Annotated in this window: 14 protein-coding genes; 12 read left to right on the forward strand and 2 right to left on the reverse strand. The window is 47.7% G+C overall.

Annotated features, from left to right (window positions below; genetic code table 11):
• Nucleotides 1–233: 233 nt before the first annotated feature.
• Genes HP399_RS11880 through HP399_RS11900 form a run of 5 tightly spaced genes read left to right on the forward strand, consistent with a single transcriptional unit; the run spans nt 234 to nt 9562 of the window.
• Nucleotides 234–854 carry a DUF4912 domain-containing protein gene (locus HP399_RS11880; protein WP_173617248.1) on the forward strand — a complete coding sequence of 207 codons (621 nt, stop codon included), beginning with the start codon at nt 234–236 and terminating at the stop codon, nt 852–854.
• A 10-nt stretch (nt 855–864) separates the two neighbouring features.
• Nucleotides 865–3702 (forward strand): 1,4-alpha-glucan branching protein domain-containing protein, encoded by a 2838-nt coding sequence (locus HP399_RS11885; RefSeq protein ID WP_173617249.1) that lies wholly within the window; start codon nt 865–867, stop codon nt 3700–3702.
• A gap of 30 nt (nt 3703–3732) precedes the next feature.
• Nucleotides 3733–6138 carry a sugar phosphate nucleotidyltransferase gene (locus HP399_RS11890; protein WP_173617250.1) on the forward strand — a complete coding sequence of 802 codons (2406 nt, stop codon included), beginning with the start codon at nt 3733–3735 and terminating at the stop codon, nt 6136–6138.
• Between the two features lie 18 nt (nt 6139–6156).
• A complete protein-coding gene (locus HP399_RS11895) occupies nt 6157–8118 on the forward strand; it encodes a glycoside hydrolase family 15 protein (RefSeq protein ID WP_173617251.1) in 1962 nt (653 codons plus the stop codon).
• Nucleotides 8119–8137: 19 nt separating this feature from the next.
• Nucleotides 8138–9562, forward strand: a complete 1425-nt coding sequence (locus tag HP399_RS11900) for a phosphoglucomutase/phosphomannomutase family protein (protein ID WP_173617252.1) — start codon at nt 8138–8140, stop codon at nt 9560–9562.
• Between the two features lie 593 nt (nt 9563–10155).
• On the opposite strand, the gene HP399_RS11905 is transcribed toward HP399_RS11900, so the two are convergent.
• Together HP399_RS11905 and HP399_RS11910 are read right to left on the reverse strand one after the other, a co-directional pair.
• On the reverse strand, nt 10156–10599 hold the full coding sequence (locus HP399_RS11905) for a DUF2269 family protein (RefSeq protein WP_173617253.1): 444 nt from the start codon (nt 10597–10599) through the stop codon (nt 10156–10158).
• A 2-nt stretch (nt 10600–10601) separates the two neighbouring features.
• The gene (locus tag HP399_RS11910) at nt 10602–10955 is read right to left on the reverse strand and encodes an ASCH domain-containing protein (protein WP_173617254.1); all 354 of its coding nucleotides are present in this window, start codon (nt 10953–10955) and stop codon (nt 10602–10604) included.
• A gap of 326 nt (nt 10956–11281) precedes the next feature.
• Here HP399_RS11910 and HP399_RS11915 point away from each other — a divergent pair, with 326 nt between their 5' ends.
• From HP399_RS11915 to pyrR, 7 genes are all read left to right on the forward strand, one after another.
• Nucleotides 11282–11920 (forward strand): hypothetical protein, encoded by a 639-nt coding sequence (locus tag HP399_RS11915; RefSeq protein WP_173617255.1) that lies wholly within the window; start codon nt 11282–11284, stop codon nt 11918–11920.
• A gap of 1300 nt (nt 11921–13220) precedes the next feature.
• Complete coding sequence (locus HP399_RS11920) at nt 13221–13862, forward strand: serine/threonine-protein kinase (protein ID WP_173617256.1); 642 nt, start codon at nt 13221–13223, stop codon at nt 13860–13862.
• A gap of 77 nt (nt 13863–13939) precedes the next feature.
• Entirely contained in the window at nt 13940–14389 is a 450-nt protein-coding gene (gene lspA / locus HP399_RS11925) for a signal peptidase II (protein ID WP_173617257.1), read from the forward strand.
• Nucleotides 14390–14434: 45 nt separating this feature from the next.
• On the forward strand, nt 14435–15364 hold the full coding sequence (locus HP399_RS11930; protein WP_173617258.1) for an RluA family pseudouridine synthase: 930 nt from the start codon (nt 14435–14437) through the stop codon (nt 15362–15364).
• 19 nt (nt 15365–15383) lie between these two features.
• Nucleotides 15384–15785 carry a VOC family protein gene (locus tag HP399_RS11935; protein ID WP_173617259.1) on the forward strand — a complete coding sequence of 134 codons (402 nt, stop codon included), beginning with the start codon at nt 15384–15386 and terminating at the stop codon, nt 15783–15785.
• A gap of 100 nt (nt 15786–15885) precedes the next feature.
• Nucleotides 15886–17247 (forward strand): TolB-like translocation protein, encoded by a 1362-nt coding sequence (locus HP399_RS11940; protein ID WP_173617260.1) that lies wholly within the window; start codon nt 15886–15888, stop codon nt 17245–17247.
• A 223-nt stretch (nt 17248–17470) separates the two neighbouring features.
• Complete coding sequence (pyrR, locus tag HP399_RS11945) at nt 17471–18010, forward strand: bifunctional pyr operon transcriptional regulator/uracil phosphoribosyltransferase PyrR (RefSeq protein WP_173617261.1); 540 nt, start codon at nt 17471–17473, stop codon at nt 18008–18010.
• The last annotated feature ends 126 nt before the right edge of the window (nt 18011–18136 follow it).

The raw sequence follows: 18136 nt of genomic DNA on the forward strand, positions 1-18136 counted from the left end.
AATATAGCTCTTTCTTCCTATTTGCCAAAAAGAAAAGAATGTCTAGAGAAGTAGCTTTGTAAGAATGGAAGGAGAGCGACTTTTGTTTGCCTATGACGAAAACCTGATTGTTGATCGACAAAAGAAGAAGGGATGTGCATCCAGCATTCGACAGTCTTTGTTAGCAGCATTGGCTATGATTGACATTGGGAAAGCACAGATAGGCGAAGTTGGCGGAGGGGGAGTGCTAGAAGATGCTGGAAAAAATTCTCGAACTGCGTTCACGATCCATGTCCATTGCACAAATTGCCAAAGAGTGCGGCTTAACGATCGGTCAAGTTAAGTATCGCCTGAAAAAAGACCGTGCGAAGCCAGAGACACCACCTCCCGCTAGAACGGAATTGGAATGGCAATTGCCTGCGTTTTATGGTCGGGACATTGTCAAAGTCATGGCACAAGGACCGACTGTGTTATTCATCTATTGGGAAATCACTTGGCCGCGTATGAGAATGGTCGCATCGTACCTGCAAGCCGATTATCGTCACATCCAGAAGGGCTTGCGTCTGTATGATGTTACCGAACGCTTATTTGATGGAAAAAATGCGCATTCCGTCCGAGATGTGTTTGTACATGAAGAGGCTCATTCCTGGTACGTGAAAGATGTAGAGCCAGGACGTACATACATTGTTGATTTTGGTTTATATGAACACAATCGGTTTTGTCCGATTTTACGCTCGGAAACGGTAGTTACCCCACACAATTCAAAAGCTAGCTGGGGGGAACCGTTAGTTGAACCCGTCCGCGATCCAGCTACTCCTTCCTGGTTTGAGAACTTTTCCTCCTACTCGTTGTATACCAAAACATCAAATAAGTGAGGTGTCATTTGTGCACAAAGGTTATCTCTCCCTCGTGTTGCATGCCCATCTGCCTTATGTCCGACACGGGGATCGGGACGATCGCCTGGAAGAGCGCTGGGTGTATGAAGCCATGCTGGAATGCTATCTTCCCTTGCTCATGGTTTTCGACAAGCTCCTCTCAGACGGCATCGCTTTTCGCATGACCCTTGCTATTTCTCCGACATTACTTTCCATGCTAGATGATGATTTGATCGTGACACGCTTTCGCACACATCTAGCCAAGACCGTTGAATTGGCTGGGAAGGAAGTCAAACGCACCGCAGGTCAACCCCAAGAACACCGTATCGCCGAAATGTACGTGGAGCGTTTTCGAAGCATCATTGCCTATTGTCGCAAGTGGGATTTTCAACTGATCAAGGCCTTTAGGCATATTGCGGATAGCGGATGCCTCGAACTCATCACTTGCGCAGCCACTCACTCCTTTTTGCCCTATGTGGAAACAGAAGAGGCGATTCGGGCACAGCTTCAGGTGGGCATCGATACACACGAGCGGATTCTGGGAAGACGTCCGAAGGGGATTTGGCTGCCAGAATGCGGATATACACCTGGACTGGATCGCTTGCTGAAAGAGGCAGGGCTTCGGTATTTCTTTGTAGACAGTCACACGATAGAGCATGCGACGCCTTTACCTCGCAGAGGGTTGTTGGCACCCTTGTTCACGCCGCATGATGTGGCTGCCTTTGCCCGTGATGAAGTGGCTTCCCGCCAGGTATGGAGCTCGATCGATGGTTATCCAGGGGACTACGACTATCGTGAATACTACCGGGATATTGGATTTGACAGGGAGATGAGCTACATCGAGGCGTACATCCATCCTGACGGCATTCGCGTGCATACTGGTTTGAAATACTATCGGATCACCGGAAAAGAAGGGGATAAGGACTGGTATGAGCCAAGCTGGGCGCGCGAAAAAGCAGCGTCACATGCGGGACACTTCCTGTATCACCGAGAGCGTCAAGTGGAGGAAGCCAGTCACTGGATGGATCGCAAGCCGTTGGTCGTCGCCACTTATGATGCGGAGCTGTTTGGTCATTGGTGGTTCGAGGGTCCGCAGTTTTTGGATGACCTCATGCGGAAAACGGTTTGTGATTCAAAAGAAGTGAAATTAATGACACCATCTGAATATTTGGAGGAGTACCCAGAGCAGGATCGCGGTCACTTGCCTATGTCTACATGGGGAAGAAATGGCTACGGAGAAGTCTGGCTGAACGAGAACAATGGCTGGATATACAGGCATCTGCATCAAGCAGAGCGGGAACTGATCGGAGCGATTACTACCTTTTCTGAGCAGAAAGGAGATCAGCTTTCTTTACGGTGCCTCCAGCAGGCTGCACGCGAATTGATGCTGGCTCAAAGCAGTGATTGGGCGTTTATTTTAGACGGTCAAACGGTCACCCGGTATGCGGTGCAACGCGTTCATGATCATTTGTTTCGCATGCGGGCACTCTTAGCGATGTATCGAGAGCATCAACTGGATGAAGAGGCTATTGCACAAGCAGAAGCTGACTTTCCGATCTTTCCTGACTTGGATATCACGTTCTATTTGCCTAAACAAACGCATAGAGTGAACGTATCGCGTCATTTGGTAGCGGCTACGCAAGATCAGTCTTCGACAAAAACAGTTTTGATGCTTGCATGGGAATTTCCCCCTCATGTGGTAGGGGGGCTTGGTCGGGCTGTCTACGATCTTGCTAGGCATCTTGTCCAGCAAGGAATCGTGGTGCATGTGCTGACACGCGCGACAGATTCATGCTCCATAGATGAGACGATGGAAGGGGTTCACGTACACCGTTTGCCTACGTACATTCCTTCTGAACAAGCTGACTTTCTGGCATGGGTGTTTCAACTGAATTTGGCAATGGTCGATGCTGCCTCCCAGCTCTGGTCACTTGGGGTGCGACCAGATGTCATCCACGCTCACGATTGGCTTGTCAGCTGGGCTGCGATCGAACTGAAACAGAGGTACTCTCTTTCGCTCATCAGCACGATTCATGCTTTGGAACATGGTCGGCATCAAGGCATTCATACACCGTTGCAGCAAAGGATTCATGAGTGTGAACGTACGCTAACACAAAGTTCTGACTCAATAATCGTTTGCAGCAAGTATATGGAGTCGGAAGTCATGCGTCTGTTCGGAACACTATCATCCCAATTACGTGTCATTCACAATGGTGTCGATCTCATTCCCCTACCGGATGTAAATCGTGAACAGCTTCGGCAGGAGTTGGCGATAGGCGATGGACCGGTCCTCTTTTTTGTAGGGCGTTTGGTCCAGGAAAAAGGTGTTCATCTATTGTTGGAAGCCATGGCAAGGCTACGCAATGAGTTTTTGCATGCGAAGTTGCTTATAGCTGGCAGAGGACCAATGCAAGACGAGTGGAAGCGGTTGGTTCATCAGATGGGACTTTCTGAGCAAGTCCGCTTCTTGGGTTTTGTAGACGACGCAAGGCGAAATGAGCTGTTCGCCTTGGCTGATGTGGCGGTATTCCCGAGCTTGTATGAGCCATTTGGAATTGTTGCGCTGGAAGCGATGGCTCTGGGTACGCCAGTTCTTGTTGCGGATACGGGAGGGCTGAGTGAGATCGTTCGCCATGGCGAAAACGGCGCCATGATGTACACAGGCGACCCCGAATCCATGACGAATCAACTCCGCTGGCTACTTCGCGACCCTAATCAGCGGCATCAACTGGCTCAGACGGCAATGCAAGACGTTAAACAGTTTTATAACTGGACTCTTCTGGCTAGTCAAACCATCGATCTATACCGTTCACTTGGCGTATCCGCGGGAATCGGCATGACAACATAGATTGCAACGATGAAGGAGGAAGAAAAGAAGATGAAGGCAGTAATCATGGCTGGGGGAAAAGGTACACGACTACGTCCGTTAACATGCCATACGCCAAAACCAATGGTGCCACTCTTAAACCGGCCTTGCATGGAGTACACGATTGATCTATTGAAAAAGCATGGGATTACAGAGATAGCAGTGACACTCCAGTATCTGCCTGATGTCATCCGCGATACGTTTGGTGATGGATCTCGCTACGGTGTTTCGCTCGTCTATTTTGAAGAAACAATTCCTTTGGGCACGGCAGGCAGCGTGAAAAACTGCGCTGATTTTCTCGATGAGCGCTTTGTCGTGATCAGTGGAGATACGTTGACAGACATCGATTTGTCGGCAGCTGTACGTTTCCATGAACAAAATAACGCACTGGCTACTTTGATTTTGACTCGTGTAGAAACACCGCTGGAATTCGGAGTTGTCATGACAGATGAGAGCGGACACATTACCCGCTTTTTAGAAAAGCCGAGCTGGGCAGAGGTTTTTAGCGATACGGTGAATACCGGGATATACGTCTGCGAGCCCGAGGTCTTGTCTTATATAGAAGAAGAGCGGGAAGTGGATTTCAGCAAGGAAATTTTCCCGTCTTTTTTACAAGCAGCAAAGCCTCTATACGGATATGAGGCAAGTGGTTATTGGTCTGATATTGGCTCTTTGGAGGTTTATCAGCAAGCCCAGTTTGATTTGCTGGATGGACGCGTGCATCTCGAAATAAAAGCACAAGAAATCGCACCGCGCATTTTCTTGGAAAATGATGTTCGCATCGATTCATCGGTCCGTTTGGAAGGCCCTGTCTATATCGGTGAAAATGTACACTTGCAGGCTGGAGTTTCCGTTGGTGCTTATTCCATTCTGGGGAAAAATACCGTGATTTCTTCCGGTACGAAGCTGTCCCGGACTATCATTTGGGAAAACAGTGTCATTGGGAAAAAAGCAGAGATCACAGGAACGACCCTCTGCCGCAACACCCGAATAGCAGATTGCGTACAACTCGGGGAAGGGGCGGTCATTGGAGACCAGTGCCTCATTGGAGCGAAGTCGGTGGTAAAGGCAGGGGTCAAAATTTGGCCGGATAAGGAAGTCGGGGAAAATGCGACTGTCACCACCTCGCTCATCTACGGTGCCAAGCAAACGAAAAATTTGTTTGGGACGCATGGAATTAAGGGCATTGGCAACGTTGACATCACGCCCGAATTCGTCACGAGACTTGCTGCTGCCTACGCGTACTTACTACAAGCGGGGGATAAAATTGCGCTCTCTGCATGCGCACACCCATTTGCTCAGCTATTGAAGCATAGCATCATGACGAGCTTGTGCTCTTCCGGAATTGATACAGTCGATCTCGGGATTGGCAATTCACCCTTGATTCGATACGGCGTGCGCTCCCTGGATTGCAGAGGCGGCATTCATATTTATATGGCAGAGCCAGTCGATGATAAAGAGATTGTCATCCAATTCATCGATCAAGCGGGCTTGCCGATTTCTCGTGATAAGGAGCGCAAAATTGAGAATGCTTACTGGCAAGAGACTTATGTTCGCAACCTGCATCGGTTGGGAGCACTGCAAGTCGAGCATCAAGTACAAGAAGCTTATCTTCATGCATTGGTTCAACACTTGAATGTACCGTCCATCCAGCGTCAGCGCTTCCACCTGCTGATCGATTGTGAACAGCGTTTTTTCCCTACTTTTCTTGCGCCACTCTTGCATGCACTGGGAGTCTCTGCACAATACAGCTCCATACAAGAGGGTATTCGTAAAAAGGGAGCGGATTTAGGAGTTCGTCTCGATAAAAATGGCGAGCAATTTACCTTGTTTACCGAGCATGGAGAGAAACTCTCGAATGAACAGATCACGGCTCTGCAACTGCTGGCTTGCAGTGGTCAACATCGGCGCATCGGTCTTCCTGTGAGTGCACCGATTGAATTGGAGCATATGGCCCAGCTGTTGCAAATGGAAGTTGTACGCACCAAGGTCTCTCCGCGCTCCATGATGGAGGTATCGAGCGAACAGCGCTTTCATCCGATGTTTGATGCCGTGTACAGCCTCATGAGAATTCTTTCGTATCTCGCTTCTGAGGAAAAACCGCTCAGTGTTTTGTTGGAGCTGTTGCCAGCGTGCCATATGGAGAAAAAGACTGTCTTTTGCCCATGGGCAGCAAAAGGGAAGGTCATGCGTAGAGTGATGGAAGAAAACAAAGGCAAGCTGCTGGAGCTCGTCGATGGAATCAAGGTATACGATTCGAACGGCTGGGTGCTGATATTACCCGATTCAGAGGATTCGCACGTAAAAGTGATTTCGCAAGGGGCGACGGCAGAGACCGCGGCTACGCTTGCTTCTTCCTATGCGAGGCGAATTGCCGAATATCAGTTTCACGAAAAGAGAGAGATCGACAGCCTATAACGAAAAGGACGTGAAGGCATGCCGAGACCGCTCGTCGTCGGGAACGGAAAACTGCTGATTAATTTTGATGACAAGCTGCACATGCGAGATCTCTATTTTCCGTATGTCGGTCAGCTGAATCATGTTGGGGGACACTTTAGCAAGCTGGGGATATGGGTGCAAGGTCGCTTTTCCTGGCTGGATGAAGACGGCTGGACGCGGAAGCTCGGATACGGACAGGAGTCTTTGGTGACAGATGTTCATGCGCATCATGAACATCTGGGCATCTCCCTGCAAATTGCAGATGGGGTGCATCAGCGTGACCCGATTTATTTGAAAAAGGTGTGCGTTCGGAATTTGACGAGCGAGGTGCGGGAGGTCAGGCTGTTTTTTAATCACGATTTCAGCTTGAATGAGACGGAGGTAGGGGATACCGCTGTTTTTGATCCCATCCTGCGCACCATTTATCACTACAAGCGCAATGTGTACATCATGGCGAATGGAAAAACGGATACGGGTGGGATCAATCAATATAGCGTCGGGATCAAGCGGTTCAACTATGCGGAGGGGACCTGGAGGGACGCGGAGGATGGTCTTTTGTCCGGTAATCCGATTGCACAAGGCTCCGTAGATAGTACGATCTCCTTTTCCCTCATGCTGCAACCGCAAGAAGAGAAGGCGCTCTTTTACTGGATGTGCATTGGTGAATCGTATGAGGATGTCAAAGTATTGAACCAGTATGTACTCGAAAGTGATCCAGAACGTTTGCTCAGTCGGGTCGCGGTGTATTGGCAGCGTTGGGTCAATAAGGAAGAGCGGGACTTTGCTGATCTTCCGGCAGAGGTTGTCAATCTGTACAAGACCAGCTTGCTACTCGTGCGCACGCAAATCGATCAGAACGGAGCTATTCTCGCTGCGAATGACTCGGATATTCTCCAATTCAATCGCGACCATTACAGCTACATGTGGCCAAGAGATGGGGCGTTGATTGCGAGTGCGATGGCGAAAGCAGGCTATACGGGAGTGGTCGCACCATTTTTTCGATTTTGCGCAGATGCCTTGAATAAGGAAGGGTATTTGCTGCACAAGTACAATCCAGATGGGTCTGTCGGTTCCAGTTGGCATCCGTATATTGTTGACGGAGAAATTCAGCTCCCGATTCAGGAGGATGAGACGGCGCTCGTGCTGTACGCGCTCTGGGAGCAATACAAGAGCGGCAAGCAAATTGAAGACTGCCAGGCGCTATATCCCACGCTGGTTCGTCCGGCGGCCCGCTTTTTGCTGGAGTATGTCCATCCAGAGCTGCAACTCCCGAATCCAAGCTACGACTTATGGGAAGAGCGACGGGGAATTTTTACGTTTACCAGTGCTACGGTTTTCGCGGGCTTAATGGCTGCGGCTCGTTTCGCCCAGTTGTTCGGGGATGATCGGCGCTACAAACGCTACGCAGAAGGGGCAGAGCGCATTCGTGGGGCAATGGAAAAACATCTGTACGACCCTGAAATCGGGCGTTTTCTGCGAGGGATTTATGTAAGAGCAGATGGGAGTGTCGAAAAAGATTTCACGGTGGAGAGCAGCTTATTCGCCTTGTTTGCGCTTGATGTGTTTTCCGTAGACGATCCGAGAGTTGAGCGGACAATGGAAGCTGTCAAAAAGAGTTTGCGGGTAGATACTGTGATCGGTGGAATTGCTCGTTATCAAGGGGATTACTATTTCAAAAAATCACATGACACGGCGAAGGTGCCGGGGAATCCATGGATCATTTGCACGTTATGGGTGGCTGATTGGGAAATTGCCAAGGCAAAATCGCTCGATGAACTCCAAGAGCCAAAGAACAGACTGGCCTGGGTCGTACGCCATGCTCTACAAAGTGGCGTGCTATCCGAACAGCTCGATCCGTATACAGGTGCTCCCGTATCCGTTGCACCGCTGACGTGGTCGCATGCTACTTATGTTGCCACTGTTTTGCGTTATTTGGAGAAGGTGAATGAGTTGCGGTAACGAGGGGAGAGATGAGGAGATGACAACGATCCGTTTCGGTACGGACGGTTGGCGTGACATAATCGCAGATGGCTTTACTGTCGAGAATGCCCGCATTGTCGCACAAGCCATCGCCAGCTATACCAAAGAAATCGGACAACAGGAGCAGCCTGTTTTGGTCGGGCACGACACGCGGTTTTTGGGGAGACGCTTTGCTGAGGAGGTTGCAGCTGTCCTGACCGCGAATGACATTCGTACCTATTTGGTGAACGAAGCAGCGCCAACGCCTGCCGTAGCCTTTGGAGTGAAGCATTTTGCAGCGAGTGGCGCAATCATGATCACGGCCAGTCACAATCCACCCGAATATAACGGCATTAAATACATTCCGGAGTATGCTGGGCCTGCAACGCCTGCGATCACGCAAAGATTGGAAGAGTGGATCACCGAAACCTACCAGGCGAAATCGGTACGTACGATTTCCCTCGCGGAAGCAAAGGCCCGCAAGCTGCTGCAAGTCATTGTGCTGCGACCTCATTACGAGGCGCATCTTAGACGGATGATAAACATGGATGTTTTGCAAAACTCGTCCTTGTCCGTTGTTGTCGATGCCATGCATGGTGCAGGCATGGGCTACGTGAGCGGTTTTTTGTCAGAGGCGGGGGTGAAAAACATCGGAATTCGAGAAGTCCCGGATGCGGCTTTTGGAGGAGATTTGCCTGAGCCAAATGATAAGCATTTGCATTTGCTAAAAAAAGAAGTCGTAGAACGCCAAGCATCTCTTGGTCTTGCCAATGACGGGGACGCGGATCGCTTCGGAGTCGTCGACCGCTTCGGACAGTACATCACGCCAAACGAAGCACTCGTGCTCCTAACCTATCATTTGAGAAAAAATCGTGGTTTGACCGGACGGATTGTCAGGACAGTAGCGACTACGCATCTACTAGATCGGATGGCTAAACATTACGGTCTTGAGCTGGTGGAGACGCCAGTCGGCTTCAAGTATGTAGGTGAGGAAATGCGCAAAGGCGACGTGCTCATCGGCGGAGAGGAAAGTGGCGGGGCCAGTATTCTCGGTCACATCCCAGAGAAGGACGGCGTACTCATCAATTTGTTGCTCGCCGAGATGTGCGCGCATGAAAACAAAGGAATCGATCAAATACTGCGAGATGTATGCGAACAGTTTGGCGAGCTGTTCCATACACGGCTTGATATGAAATTGCCGCAAAAAGATCAATGGGTTCAGCAAATGATCACCAAGCCTCCTGCACTGGTTGGTCCTTATCAGGTTTTGGAGATTCAACGTGTGGATGGGGTCAAGCTGTTGCTCGAGGAAGGACATTGGGTCCTGATCCGTCCGTCTGGCACAGAACCGTTGGTACGCATCTATTGTGAAGCAACGAATGCGACGGCTTTGCAAAAGCTGCAAGATGCGATTCGCGAATGGTTTTTGGAGATTAATGTGTAAATTTCTGAAGGGGAGAGCCTCATGGATGTGCGAGGTTCTTCTTTTTTTACTAAGTTCCTGCTATGTGGCTGCGGTGAAGAGAAGAATATTTCCAGTCTAGGCTCCAGGCTCCGTCCTGCTGGGGGCTAAGACTGTCCGCTAAGAAGGGATTCGCGGGGAAACGCAAAAGTGGTAGCCGCTTCGTAGCGCGGGCACGTTGCGTTTCTTTTGCCCGCTCATCCCTTCTCCGCTCGGTAGGACTCCACAAGTCGCTACGTCTGAAAATATTCTTCTCTAGCGTAACAGATCGCATTCTTCAATCTGATTAGAGCATTTAAAAATCGGATCACAATAAAATGTTCGTAGAGGAAACAGGAGAAAAAAGCGAAGATCTTAGGGACACCGACCGAGACGCAATGCATTGTGCAGCACCGGCACCATCCGCCGGGTTATCGGCATATTAAACACATCGAGGAATTGGTTACCGAATAAAAAGAAGATCAAACGCCAATTAAACCGGCAGATTTAACCTGCTAGTTAACAAAAAAGAAAAAGACACCTGAGGCGCCTTTTTCCATCAGTGAACGAGAACACAGTTAGGAGGACGATCATTTCTACCATAGCTCAGGCTTCACTACCATGAACCATAACATGGCCAGCAAAAGAAACAAATAGATCCAGATCGAACGAGTAAGCGACTGCACCAATTTATCCTTGTCCTGGTCAGTTTCATTAAACTTCCGTATCTTCGGCGAAAATGCGCGTGCTAGGAAATATAAGGAGCTTACCAGGATCAATATGGTCATCACGATCCAGGACGACTTCCATGACCAATTCCCACCCATGACTAGCAATACCCCGGATATGACCAAAACATGACCGGCATGCTTCGCCAAACGTGTGGTAGACCTGAAAGTATCCAGATAGGCTTGTTGTTTGGTGAGGTCAGCCTCTCGCAATCTTTTCATCATGGGTAGAAGAACAAAAAACGGTCCAATGGACATCATGGCACTGAGAATATGTAGATAAAGAATCGATTTATATAATAAAATGCCCACCGTTATTTTTTCTTGTCCGGGCTAAATTCATGGACCCACACTCGCATTTGCGGCAGCCAAGGCATCCCAGGATGAGATGATAGAATGTATTGCTTATATTCCTCTACATTTGAATATCCCTCTTGCTTGGCATTATCATCGGTTAATTCCCCGAGCGACTGTGAATAAACCTTGTCTATTACAAATTCGTGGCCTTCGAGGGTCATGATTTCACCAACATCTGCGTAGCGTCCATTGCGCCGGGTCGCGGTTTTTTGTCCCGACAATACTTTCTCGATATCCGGCTTCACGGTAATTAAACGATCGATTGTACAGGTTTTTGGCGGCAAAGCGTCAGAACCCATTTGATTTTGCATACATGCCATCCTCCTTTTTTCTTCAAAACCACTTTATCATAAGTCGAGCCATGAATGCACAAGCACACGACTGTATGGTTGGACGGGTGGGTCAGTCTTTAACGGTCACGATTGTACAGAGATAACAAAGTTTTAGACTGATAAATAAAGTACTAGACTGGATAATAAAATTTTAGACTGGGGCCGTTAAACTAACGGGCAGAATAGTGGAGTAAAGAAATGGTAAAATGGGTGTATAATATGCTCTCTTGATGATTAAGGAGACCGACTTGGAATATTCTTAAGTCAATCGATGGAGTATTATACAAGGATAAGGTGTGATGCGGATGACTGATTTTTCAATGATTAAAAAGCTGTTTCATATTACGAAACGAAATGGGTTTAGTCATGACGAGATACAAATCATTAAAAATAATTTTGGTGAATTGCCCCAGGTGTTTATAGATTATTATTTGGAACTCGGTAAAGACGAGCGGCTGAATCATACGCAAGATAGTTTGATCAAACCCGAGCAACTCCAACACTTCAAACATAAAGAATATTTAATTTTTTATTGCGAGAATCAACGTGTCTGTGTTTGGGGAATCCATAAGAACGATTTATTCAGGTCCAATCCCCCTGTCTATATGAGTTACGATGAAAAGGTATGGAAAAAGGATTTTGAAACATTGACCGATTTTTTTCATGCGATGGCCTATTTGCAAACCGTATTCGCTCTTGAATACGGCTGTGAATCGTTCTATTCCATTGAACAAACCGACTTGGATTTTATTCGTGAAAATTTTAATAATAAAGGTATTTCCTTTCGGCATTGGATAGGCATCGAATTTTATGGAAATTACGATGACAGCATAATAACAGTGATGAAAAATAACGATAGTTTTGATTTGATCTATGCTTCATGCGACAAAGAACATTTTGATGAAATGGATCGGGTTCTCTCAAAACTGGGAGTAGTAATTTGAAATTTTTTATTTCATGAAGTCAACAGAATTGGGACTTCAGAATGTCATCAATAAGTTAAATAGCCTTACAGAAGAAGTACGAAAAATAGTGTTACATCGTGGAGCAAGCAGCTGCTGTACTGTTTGGAATTGAGGATGAACGAAATGCCAAATGGATAAATAGAAATGTTTAAATCAGATAAAGATAAATTTCTTGCAGTTACCTTCAAAACTAAAGACGATGGAAGGCTTGGTCCAATTATTATAAATATTGAGCCTAGAAACTTGTAGGACAACAATTGAGATTTTAGATGTATACTCTAATATCTACGTTTAAGCTAACGGGTTTGATAGTTCAATGGGGCAGTCTAAGACTTTATTATTCAGTTAAGATCCATAGACTACTTCATTCTGACGTATAGACTAAAACTAATTTTCAATTACCTGGTGATTTAGAAGACCGGGATTACTTGTACTGTAAGGGGGTTCCGGTCTAAAACTTTACTATCTCTGAACATCCACCTCTGAAACACATCCTGAAAGGACCACTTTGGACGCGGTTTCGCTTTTTGCATGGAGTCGTGCAGTCAATCCCGCAGGGGGCTGAGACTGTCCGCTCCGAAGGGATTCGCGGGGAAACGCAAAAGTGGTAGCCGCTACGTAGCACGAGCACGTTGCGTTTCTTTTGCCCCGAATCCCTTCTCCGCTTGGTAGGACTCCACAAGTCGCTACGTCTGGAAATATTCTTCTCTGGCGTAACAGATGAGGTTCTTCAATCTTTTAGAGCATTTAAAAATCGGATCACAATAAAATGTTCGTAGAGGAAACAGGAGAAAAAAGCGAAGATCTTAGGGACACCGACCGAGACGCAATGCAAAAAGCGAAACACGCCTTTAAGCGTCCACCTCTGAAACTCATCCTTGAAAGGACCACTTTGGACGCGGTTTCGCTTTTTGCATGGAGTCGTACAGTCAATCCTGCAGGGGGTGGCCCTAGAATCTGAGCGTTTTCTCCTGTTTCCTCCCCAGCACAACAGCAACTTATTTCTAAATGAATGATATAGAATCACTCGTTATACACTACATAAAAACAGATGCTATTGCTGGACATTCACTACCCATTTACCAAATCAAAAAAATGAGGTATTCTTGTCCATATGCAATCCTTTCATTGGAATCGGACAGGACTTCCTGGCCTCACCAGTGTAAAGGATTTTTTGCCCCTTATAAGAAGTGTCTGAATGATCGTAGTAGATGAACCTTCATTAATTTTGTTTTAACGTAGTTCGAAGTCGGTAACTGATGAGAGATGATGAGAAACGATGCGGATCGATCAGCATATATTGCAAGTTTTTTTACAGGAAGTTCAAGTGGAGAGTCTGTCGCCGGATGATCCAGTCGTAGTACACCATACGCCATACCCGTGGGAGCTGGTCGGTACCGGCAATTATGCTGCCGTATTTGCCCACCCAGACTATCCAAAGGTAGTGATCAAGCTGTACGCACCTGGAAGACCAGGAGCCGAACAGGAAATCGAAGTCTATCGCAAGCTAGGGGAGACTCGTTCCTTCCCCGTCTGTTATGATTATGGGGAAGGATACTTGGTCATTACGCGGATGAACGGCATCCCCCTGTTTGACTGTGTTCGCTTTGGTATTCCGATTCCTCCCCAGGTGATTGAAGACGTGGAGGAAGCGCTAGAAGAGGCGCGCAGGAAGGGTTTGTTTCCGCATGACGTCCATGGGAAAAATGTATTAATGGATCAGGGACGAGGTTATCTGATTGACGTATCGGATTACTATGTCAATGATACAGACACGAAATGGCGTGATTTACGCAAGGCGTATTACAAGGTGTATCTGCCATTTATCAAGGATCGTGGATGGAAAATCCCATTGTGGATGCTGGAAGTCGTGCGAAAAGGCTATCGACTGTACAAAAAAGGAAAGCGCTTGTTCACGTAGACTGTCTCTGGTAAAATTGTCATTTGACATTGTGTTTGTACAGTTGCTGGTCGAAGTAGAATAAGGAGGACATTCCATTGTTGTACTATCTCATTGCGGCAGTAATTATTGCGCTTGATCAGTTTACAAAGTATTTAGTCGTGAAGTATATGGAACTGGGAGAATCCATTCCTTTGATCGCGGACGTATTTCATCTAACTTCCCATCGAAACATGGGAGCGGCGTTTGGCATCCTGCAAAATCGACGTTGGTTTTTTATTGTCATTACCACTGTCGTTGTGATTGGGATTGTCATATCCTTGATTCGTTTGGGAAAAAAACAACCTCGTGCATCGCTGGCGCTGTCATTGGTCTTGGGTGGAGCCGTCGGGAATTTCATTGATCGTGCGATGACCGGTCAAGTCGTAGATTTTCTCGATTTTACGTTGATTAACTTCCCGATCTTTAACGTGGCTGATATGGCCATCACGATTGGTGTGGGGATTTTGCTTCTCGATGTTTTTTTGGATGGGAAGAAAAACAGGTAGTCATGAGAATAATAGTGGGAAAGCTCGGATAGGTGGAGAACATACATGAATGACACGCAATTATTTGAACGTTACGATTGGACGGTAGACCCAGCGGATAAGAACGAGCGCATCGATAAATTTATCACGCTGCAAAATGAAGATTGGTCCCGTTCACAAGTGCAGGCTTGGGTGAAGGAAGGCCGTGTCACTGTTAATGGTGAACCGATCAAAAACAACTACAAGCTGCAGGCAGAGGACGAAGTGACCCTCCGTGTTCCGCCGCCAAAAGAAATGGCGATCCAGCCAGAAGAGATGTCACTTGATATTGTATACGAGGATAGCGATGTCGTGGTCGTGAATAAACCACGTGGCCTCGTTGTGCATCCTGCTCCTGGTCATTACAGTGGGACACTCGTCAATGGGCTTTTGGCACATTGCAAGGATTTGTCCGGAATCAATGGCGTTTTGCGTCCGGGAATTGTCCATCGCATTGACAAGGATACTTCCGGCCTGCTAATGGTAGCCAAAAATGACAAGGCACACATGGGGTTGGCTGAACAATTGAAAGCACATACGGTCAATCGGAAGTATGTCGCGATTGTTCATGGTGTCATCCTGCATGAAATGGGAACGATTGAAGCACCGATTGGGCGCGATCCGAAAAATCGCCAGCAAATGGCGGTCGTTTTTGAAAACAGCAAGCCGGCTGTCACGCATTTTATCGTGCTGGAACGCTTCAAGGAGTACACGTTGGTGGAATTGAAACTCGAAACAGGTCGTACCCATCAAATCCGCGTACACATGAAGTACATTGGCTATCCACTGGCGGGCGATCCGAAATACGGTCCGAAAAATACATTGGAGCTCGATGGACAAGCTCTGCATGCGAAAACACTGGGCTTCATCCATCCCCGTACAGGAGAGCAACTTGAATTCGAAGCACCAATGCCGAAGGAAATGCTTGACGTCATAGAGGTTCTCAAACAAGCGTAAGAGAACAGGAGGAATAGCCGTGCTAAAAAGATTAGCGCATGTGACGCTGTACGTTCACGATTGTGAAGAGGCATTGCGATTTTACACGGAAAAACTCGGTTTCGAAAAACGCATGGATTCTCGTATGGATGATGGCTCTCGGTGGCTCACTGTCGGTCTTCCAGGGCAGGAGATAGAGATCGTATTGCATGACCCTACCCATTGGCATCGGGAAGAAGTTGCGCAGGAAATGCTTCGTCAGGTTGGCAAAAATCCAATGTGGGTTTGGGAGACGGATGATTTTGGGTCCACATACGAAGCGCTGCGTCAACGCGGCGTGAAGTTTGTGAGTGAACCAAACGAAGTGATGTATGGCATTGAGGTTGTTTTCGAGGATCTGTATGGCAATCGTTTTTTGTTGTTGCAGCCAGTCTTCCTATGACACTTACATAATGGTAGTTGGATTGGAAAACGCTAGTAGAGAGCTAATTACTTTCTTCTGGCGTTTTTTTTCATCATTCAATCGAGAGTGTAAGGAGTGGATGCCTGTGATTCGAAAATGGGGGAAGCTGATCAGCCTTTTTGTCCTTTTGGTTGTACTTGTCACAGCAAACGGTGAAGCAAAGGTGGCAGCCCAAAGCCAACTGCCAGAGCGTGTGAACAAGGAGATAAGTGTTCCGGCAAAAATTGCATTTACGAGCAACCAGCATTTGTTTTTGGCAGATGGACGGGATGCAACAGGAAAGATAAAGCAAATCACCAAGGACGGCTATGCGCAGATCGTGGGTTGGTCGCCAGATGGCAAGTGGCTCCTGTTCGTGAAATACAAAGGCAACGACAATTACTCGTCGCCTGGCTACGTGTGGATCGTCAGTGCTGACGGCAGCAAAGCTGTCCAGGTAGACGAGCGAGCGGTTTTTGAAATGCCTAAATGGTCCCCGAAAGCGAACAAGCTAGCGTACACCGTGAATATCGGTAGTAATGAAGCGCCGAGACCATTGCTGATTGTAAAAGACGTCCATGAGCATGGAGAACTAGCTTTGCAAAGTTCAACGAAGGCTGATTTCGCAGATTTTGCCTGGATGCCGGATGGGGAAAACATGCTTGTTTCGCTACCTGCCGAAAAAAATAAGCCGATGACGCTAGCCTTGCGTACGCTTGCAGGTAAACCGTTGGTTGCCTACCCGATTGCAGAACCACCAAAAGTGGAGGAAGGTATCTACCCATGGGCAGCGACAGGCTTAAAAGTATCCCCGGATGGGAAGGCTGTGGCCTACTTTGTCAGGTATAACTCCGGCTCCTTGTCTGCTGATGGCGTACCTATTCAATGGTTTGATTTGACACAGCCTGCCAAAAAGCCAATAGTGCTCGGTACAGGATTGGCTTATCCTGATTGGCTTGCCTGGACACCAAATAGCGAACAGCTCGCTTTTATCGATGGCACTGACCGGATCGCCACGACTAACAAGCAGTTGAAGCTGGCGGATCGAGCAGGAAAGGTCAATACAGTCAGCCCTGGTCCAGTGGTGGTAGACACTTATCCAGTATGGATTCCAAAAGCTCCGTACACGCTGCTTTTCACTAGAGGCTTGTCTACGCCGTATTCGTATGATCCAAAAAAGGTCATGGTACCGGAACAAGGCATCTGGCGGCGGTCCGCAGAGGGAGCTGAGCAGCAGGTGACAAAAGGGGAAGCGAATACAGCGGACTACTATCCTGCGCCGTCTCCAGATGGAAAACAACTTCTTTTCTTGCGTTTGGATCGAGCGGAGCATGGCTCCCTGTTTATCCAAGGAATTGGAGCGGACGCGGACAAACAAGTCGAGCTGATCAAAGACATTGCAGGGGATATTGGTTATTATGCGAACTACTTGCCACCGTGGGTCAGCGTCTATTGGGAATAGTTAGACTTTTCCGGGCTGCATTGACACCCGTCCAGAATCGTGACATAATTCTACATGACGAATGGAACCTTTAAATCCAGTCCAGTGAGGCTGGCAAGGGCACGGAATGACAAGCAGGCGGGACTCTTACAGTCCGGTCAGTTTGTCCGAGGGCTTCTTGTCTCCTGACAAGGAGCCTTTTTTCGTAAGGTCCACTGTTCCCGTCGAGAAGGGGGATATTGAGATGATCAACAAAAGCGTCATTATGGACGATGCCGCAATTCGCCGAGCGCTTACACGAATCGCACATGAAATTATCGAGCGAAACAAAGGCGTCGAGGATCTCATTATCGTGGGTATCAAGACCAGAGGGATCTACCTCGCGCAACGCCTCGTGGAAAGAATCGAAATGATTGAGAATGTTAAGGTACCAGTCGGTGAGCTGGACATTACGTTCTATCGTGACGATCTGCAACACAAGTCCGAAGATGCCATTTTGCAAGGCTCCAAGCTCCCGGATCAAATCACAGGCAAGACTGTGATTCTGGTGGATGATGTTCTCTACACAGGAAGAACCGTGCGTGCCGCATTGGATGCACTGATTGACAACGGTCGCCCACGGATGATTCAACTGGCTGTTCTGGTTGATCGCGGTCATCGCGAGCTGCCAATCCGCCCTGATTTCGTCGGAAAAAACCTCCCAACTGCTCGAACGGAAATTGTCGATGTACAATTGGCAGAAGTGGACGTTATGGACATTGTGTCCATCCGACAGCTACTGTAAAAATAAAATAACTCCTCTTTAAAAACGATCCCGTGAGGTCGGCAAGAGGCAAGAAACTTCCCATGAGCATGGCGAAGCTAGCCTCTTTGTGTCCGCACAAAGAGGCTTTTTGTATAAAAGAAGCTT

Origin of the sequence: Brevibacillus sp. DP1.3A, from assembly GCF_013284245.2 — a bacterium.
Lineage (GTDB): Bacteria > Bacillota > Bacilli > Brevibacillales > Brevibacillaceae > Brevibacillus.